Raw genomic sequence first — 6,350 nt, 5'->3', positions numbered from 1 at the left:
GCCTCGACGTACGAGCTGTGGGTGCCGCTGCTCAACGGCGGCTGCATCGTGGTCGCCCCGCCGGGACGGCTCGACACCGCGACGTACGCCCGCCTCATCACCGAGCACCGGGTGACCGGCGCGCTCCTGGTCACCTCGCTGTTCAACCTGCTCGCCGAGGAGATCCCCGAGACCGTCGGCGGCCTCACCAAGGTGGTGTCGGGCGGCGAGGCGGCCTCCGCCCACGCGATGCGCCGCGTGCTCGCGCACGCCGGCCCCGCCCTGCGGCTCCTGAACGTCTACGGACCCACCGAGTGCACCGTGCTCGCGACCTGGCGGCCGGTGGACCCCGCGACCCTCGGGGGCGCGAGCGTCCCGCTCGGCACCCCCCGCAGCAACACCCGGGCCCTCGTCCTGGACCCGTACCTGCAGCCCGTGCCCGTCGGCGTCACCGGCGAGCTGTACCTCGCCGGCAGCTGCGTCTCCCGGGGCTACGTCAACCGGCCCGGTGCCACCGCCGAGCGGTTCGTGGCGGACCCGTACGGGGCGCCGGGCGAGCGGATGTACCGGACCGGCGACCTGGTCCGCTGGACCCCGGACGGCGAGCTCGACTTCGTGGCGCGGGCCGACGGCCAGGTCAAGATCCGCGGCTTCCGCATCGAACCCGGCGAGATCGAGGCCGCGCTGGCCGCCGACCCGACCCTCGCCCAGGCCGCCGTCATCGCCCGCGAGGACAGACCGGGGGACAAGCGGCTCGCCGCCTACGTCGTCCCGGCGGCCGGCGCGGCCGCGGACGCCCAGGCCGTCCGGCGGCGGCTGTCCGGCGTCCTGCCGGAGTACATGGTGCCCTCGGCCGTGGTCGTGCTCGACGCACTGCCGCTCACGCCCAACGGCAAGCTGGACCACCGGGCCCTGCCGGCGCCGGACCTCTCCGGCGAGGTCTCCGACGACGGTCCGCGCACCGAACAGGAGGAGGTGCTCCGCGGGCTGTTCGCCGACGTGCTGGGCCTGGACCGGGTCGGCGTCCACGACGACTTCTTCGACCTCGGCGGCCACTCCCTGCTGGCCACCCGGCTGGTCAACCGGATCCGCGCGGTGCTGGGCGCCGAGCTCGGTGTCGGGGCGCTCTTCGAGACCCCCACGGTCGCGGGCGTCGCGGCCGCCGTGTCGCGCGGCCTGACCGGCGGGGACACGCGCCCCGCCCTCCTGCCGCGGGCCGCGGCGGACGAGCCCGTCGGCCTGTCCTTCGCGCAGCGCCGGCTGTGGTTCCTGGCCCAGATGGAGGGGCCGAGCGCCACGTACAACGTCCCCCTGGCCCTGCGGCTGAGCGGCGCCGTGGACGAGGCCGTGCTGCGGGCCGCGCTGGCCGACGTCGTCGGGCGGCACGAGAGCCTGCGGACGGTGTTCCGCCAGGCCGGCGGCGAGCCCGTGCAGGTGGTGCTGCCCGCCGACGCCGTGACCGTGGACCTCACGGCGGCCGACGTGGCCGCCGACGCGCTGCCCGCCGCGGTGGCCGCCGCCTCCGCCCTCCCCTTCGACCTCGCCGCGGACCTGCCGCTGCGGGCCCGGCTGCTGCGGACGGGCCGGGACACCAGCACCCTGCTGCTGGTCCTGCACCACATCGCCGGCGACGGCTGGTCGCTGGCCCCGCTCGCCCGCGACCTGGGCGCGGCGTACGCGGCCCGGCTGGCCGGCGCCGCACCGCAGTGGCCGCCGCTGCCCGTCCAGTACGCCGACTACGCCCTGTGGCAGCGCGAGCTGCTCGGCGACGAGGCGGACCCGGACTCCCTGGCCGCCCGCCAACTCGCCCACTGGCGCGAGGCGCTGGCCGGACTCCCCGAGGAACTGGAGGTGCCCCGGGACCGGCCCCGCCCCGCCGTGCCGACCCACCGGGTCGACGTCGTGCCCCTGGACGTCCCCGCGGACGTCCACCGGAGGCTGCGCGCGGTGGCCAGGGAGCGCCGCGCCACCTTGTTCATGGCCGTCCAGACGGGACTGTCCGTCCTGCTCACCCGGCTCGGCGCGGGCACGGACGTCCCGCTGGGATCGTTCGTCGCGGGCCGGGGCGACGACACCCTCAACGACCTGGTCGGGTTCTTCGTCAACACGCTGGTGCTGCGCACCGACACCTCCGGCGACCCGTCCTTCGGGGAACTGCTGGAGCGGGTGCGCACCGCCGACCTGGCCGCGTACGCCCACCAGGACCTGCCCTTCGACCGGCTGGTCGAGGCCCTCAACCCGCCCCGGTCCCGGGCCTGCCACCCGCTGTTCCAGATCGCGCTCGTGCAGCAGAACAACGCCGGGGCGCGCTTCGCCCTCGGCGACGACGTCACCGTGCGCGGGGCCGAGACCCTGCTGACCGGTGCCCAGTTCGACCTGTGCCTCAACCTCGTGGAGCACTCCGCCGAGGACGGCACGCCGCAGGGGCTGCGCATCGAGTTCGAGTACGCCGTCGACCTCTTCGACCGCGCCACGGTCGAGGGCCTGGCCGAGCGGTTCGCCCACCTGCTCGACCGCTTCTCGGCGGCGCCCGACCTGGCGATCGGCGCCGCCGACATCCTCACGCCCGCCGAGCGGGGGCTGGTGCTCGGCACCTGGAACGACACCGCCCGCCCGTTGCCCGACACGTCCGTCCACGAGCTCGTCGAGGCAGCGGCGGCCCGTACCCCGGGGGCCACGGCCGTCGAGCACGGCGAGGTCCGCCTCAGCCACCGGGAGCTGGCCGGGGCGGCCGCGCACCTGGCCGCGGCCCTGCAGGGGCGGGGCGCCGGCGTGGGCGACGTGGTCGCGCTCGTCCTGGAGCCGTCCGCGGACCTGGTGGTCGCGGTGTGCGCCGCCCTGCGGGCGGGGGCCGCGTTCCTGCCCCTGGACCCGAAGCTGCCGGCGGGCCGGATCGGCACGATCCTCGACGACGTCGCGCCCGCGCTGGTGCTGACCCCGCGGGCCCCGTCCGGCCCGCTCGCCGAGGTCCTCACCGGCCGGAACGTACTCCGCCTCGACGACCTGCCCGCGGCCGACGGGCCCGTCCGGCGCGACCTCCCGGGGGCCGGCGAGCAGACCCCGCCCGGCCTCCCCCCGGCCGACGACGGGCAGGCGCGGCCCGCCCGGGTCCGCGGCGACGACCTGGCCTGCGTCTTCTACACCTCCGGCTCGACCGGCCGCCCCAAGGGCGTCATGTTCACCCAGCGCGGGCTGCTCAACTACACGCTGACCATGCTCGACGCCTTCGCGCTGACCCCGGCCGACCGCATCCTGCAGGTCGCCTCGCCCGGCTTCGACGTCCTCATCGAGGAGCTGCTGCCGACCCTCGCCGCGGGCGCGGCCGTCGTCGTCCCCGCCGAGCCCGTGCTCGAACCCGGCGCCGACCTCGCCGGCTACGTCGAGCGGCACCGCATCACCGGCCTCGAACTCACCACCGCCTACTGGCTGGAGTGGGCCCACGAGCTGCACACCACCGGTCGGCGGCTGCCCGACTCCTTCCGGTTCGTGGCCATGGGCGGCGAGCGGATCCTGCCCGACCGGCTGCGCATGTGGGAGGAGCAGCCGACCCGACTGGTGCACGTCTACGGCCTGACCGAGGTGTCGTGCACCTCCACCACCGCCCGGCTCGGTTCGGCGGCCGGCCGTCCGGACGCCTTCGCCGCACCCATCGGCACCCCCCTGTGGAACACCCGCGCGTACGTCCTGGACCGCCGCCTCCAGCCGGTCCCGGTCGGCGTCGCGGGCGAGCTGTACCTCGCCGGCGAGGGCCTGGCCCGCGGCTACGTCCGCCGGCCCGGCCTGACCGCCCAACGCTTCCTGGCCGACCCCTTCGGTCCCGCCGGCAGCCGCATGTACCGCACCGGCGACCTGGTGCGCTGGACCCCGGACGGCGAGCTGGACTTCGTCGGCCGGGCCGACGAGCAGGTCAAGATCCGCGGCTTCCGCGTCGAACTCGGCGAGATCGAGACGGCGCTCGCGGCCGACCCCGCCCTGGCCCAGGTCAAGGCCGTCGTGCGGGAGGACCGGCCGGGGGACCGGCGGCTGGTCGCGTACGTGGTCCCCGCCGACGGGGCCGCCGCCGACCCGGAGCGGATCCGGCGCGGGCTCTCCGGCGTGCTGCCCGACTACATGGTGCCCTCGGCCGTGGTCGTGCTGGACGCCCTGCCGCTGACGCCGAACGGCAAGCTGGACCGCGCGGCCCTGCCCGTCCCCGACCTGCCGGGCGCCGGCACCGGCGAGGGCCCCCGGACCCCGCAGGAGGAGATCCTGTGCGGGGTGTTCGCGGAGGTCCTCGGCCTGGAGTCGGTCGGCGTCCACGACGACTTCTTCGACCTGGGCGGGCACTCGCTGCTGGCGACCCGGCTGGTCAACCGCATCCGCGCCGTGCTGGGCGTCGACCTGGGGGTCGGCGCGCTGTTCGAGGCGCCGACGGCGGCCGGAGTGGCGGCCCTGGCGGCGCGCAGCGCCGCCGGCGGGCGGCGGCCGGCCCTGCGGGCCCGCGAGGAGCGGGACCGGCCCGTCGAGCTGTCCTTCGCGCAGCGCCGGCTGTGGTTCCTGGCGCAGGTCGAGGGGCCGAGCACGGCCTACCACATCCCGCTGGCCCTGCGGCTGAGCGGCCCGGTCGACGCGACCGCCCTGCGCGCCGCCCTGGCGGACGTGGTGGAGCGGCACGAGAGCCTGCGGACCGTGGTGCGGGAGGTGGACGGGGAGCCGGTCCAGGTGGTCCGGCCCGCCGCCGGGGCCGCCGTGCAGCTCACCGTCTCCTTCGTCGCCCCGCACGCGCTGCGCGAGGCCGTCACGGCCGCCTCCCTGCGCACGTTCGACCTGGCCGAGGACCTGCCGCTGCGGGCGTGGCTGTTCCGGTCCGGAGCCCAGGAGTCGGTGCTGCTGCTCGTCCTGCACCACATCGCCGGCGACGGCTGGTCGATGGAGCCCCTGGGCCGCGACCTGGCCGCCGCCTACGCGGCCCGGTCGGCCGGCGGCGCGCCCGACCCGGCCCCGCTGCCCGTGCAGTACGCCGACTACGCCCGCTGGCAGCGCGAGCTGCTCGGCGACGTCCGCGACCCGGACAGCCTCGCCGGCCGGCAACTGGCCTACTGGCGCGCGGCGCTGGCCGGCGTACCGGAGGAACTGGAGCTGCCCCGGGACCGGCCCCGGCCCGCCGTGCCGAGCCACCGCGGCGACTCCGTGGCCGTACGGATCCCCGCCGACACCCACCGCCGCCTGGCCGCCGTGGCCCGGCAGTACGGATCCACGGTGTTCATGGCCGTGCAGGCCGGCCTGTCGGTGCTGCTGACCCGGCTGGGCGCCGGCACCGACATCCCGCTCGGCTCCGCCGTCGCGGGCCGCACCGACGAGGCCCTGGACGACCTGGTCGGGTTCTTCGTCAACACGCTGGTGCTGCGCACCGACACCTCCGGCAACCCGACCTTCGGCGAGCTGCTGGAGCGCGTACGGGCCAACGACCTCGCGGCCTACGCCCACCAGGACCTGCCCTTCGACGTGCTGGTCGAGGCGCTCAACCCGGTGCGCTCGCGCGCCCGGCACCCCCTCTTCCAGGTCGCGCTGGCGTACCGCGACACGGCCGACATCCGGTTCGGCGTCGACGGGCTGAAGTCGGAGACGCTGCCCCCCGAGTTCCCGGTCGCCAAGTTCGACCTGACCTTCGACGTCGCGGAGCACCGGGCCGAGGACGGCAGCCCCGGCGGCATCGACGTCAGCCTCGACTACGCCGTCGACCTGTACGACCGTACGACCGCCCAGGGGCTGGCGGACCGCTTCGGGAGGCTGCTGGCGGAGCTCGTGGCCCACCCCGAACGCCCCGTCGGCAGCGGTGACGTCCTCACCCCCGGCGAGCGCGAGCTCGTCATGGGCACGTGGAACGACACCGCGGTCCCGGTGGCGCGCGGGACGGTGCCCGGGGTGTTCGCGGCCCGGGTCGCCGAGGCCCCGGACGCGGTGGCGGTGACCGGCGACCGGGAGCAGCTCACCTATCGGGAGCTGGACGAACGGGCCGACCGGCTGGCGCACCGGCTGCTCGCCGCCGGCGCCGGCCCCGAATCCGCGGTCGCGGTGCGCATGGAGCGCTCCGCCGACGTGGTGGTGGTGTCGCTGGCCGCGGTCAAGGCGGGCGCCGCCTACCTGCCGCTGCCGGCGGGCTACCCCGCCGACCGGGTGGCGGCCGTCCTGCGCGACACGGGGGCGCGGGTGCTGGTGGTCGACCCGGCGAACGCCTCGCATCCCGCGGTCGGGGCGGCCCGGGTGGCGGGCGTCGAGGTGGTCGTGGTCGCGGGCGAGGAGGGTCTGGCGGGTCTGCCGGAGGGTGCTCCGGCGGTACGGCTGGAGCCCGACCGGCTGGCGTGCGTGCTGCACACCTCGGGCTCGACGGG

Annotated in this window: 1 protein-coding gene; it reads left to right on the top strand. The window is 76.7% G+C overall.

The genetic code is table 11. The features are described from left to right. Positions 1 to 6,350, top strand: a 6,350-nt coding sequence (locus IF43_RS0134970; RefSeq protein WP_037891412.1) for a non-ribosomal peptide synthetase, incomplete at both ends; no start/stop codon positions are given.

It is taken from the genome of Streptomyces sp. NRRL S-87 (assembly GCF_000719335.1).
Lineage (GTDB): Bacteria > Actinomycetota > Actinomycetes > Streptomycetales > Streptomycetaceae > Streptomyces.
This window is presented reverse-complemented; position numbering and strand designations above follow the sequence as displayed.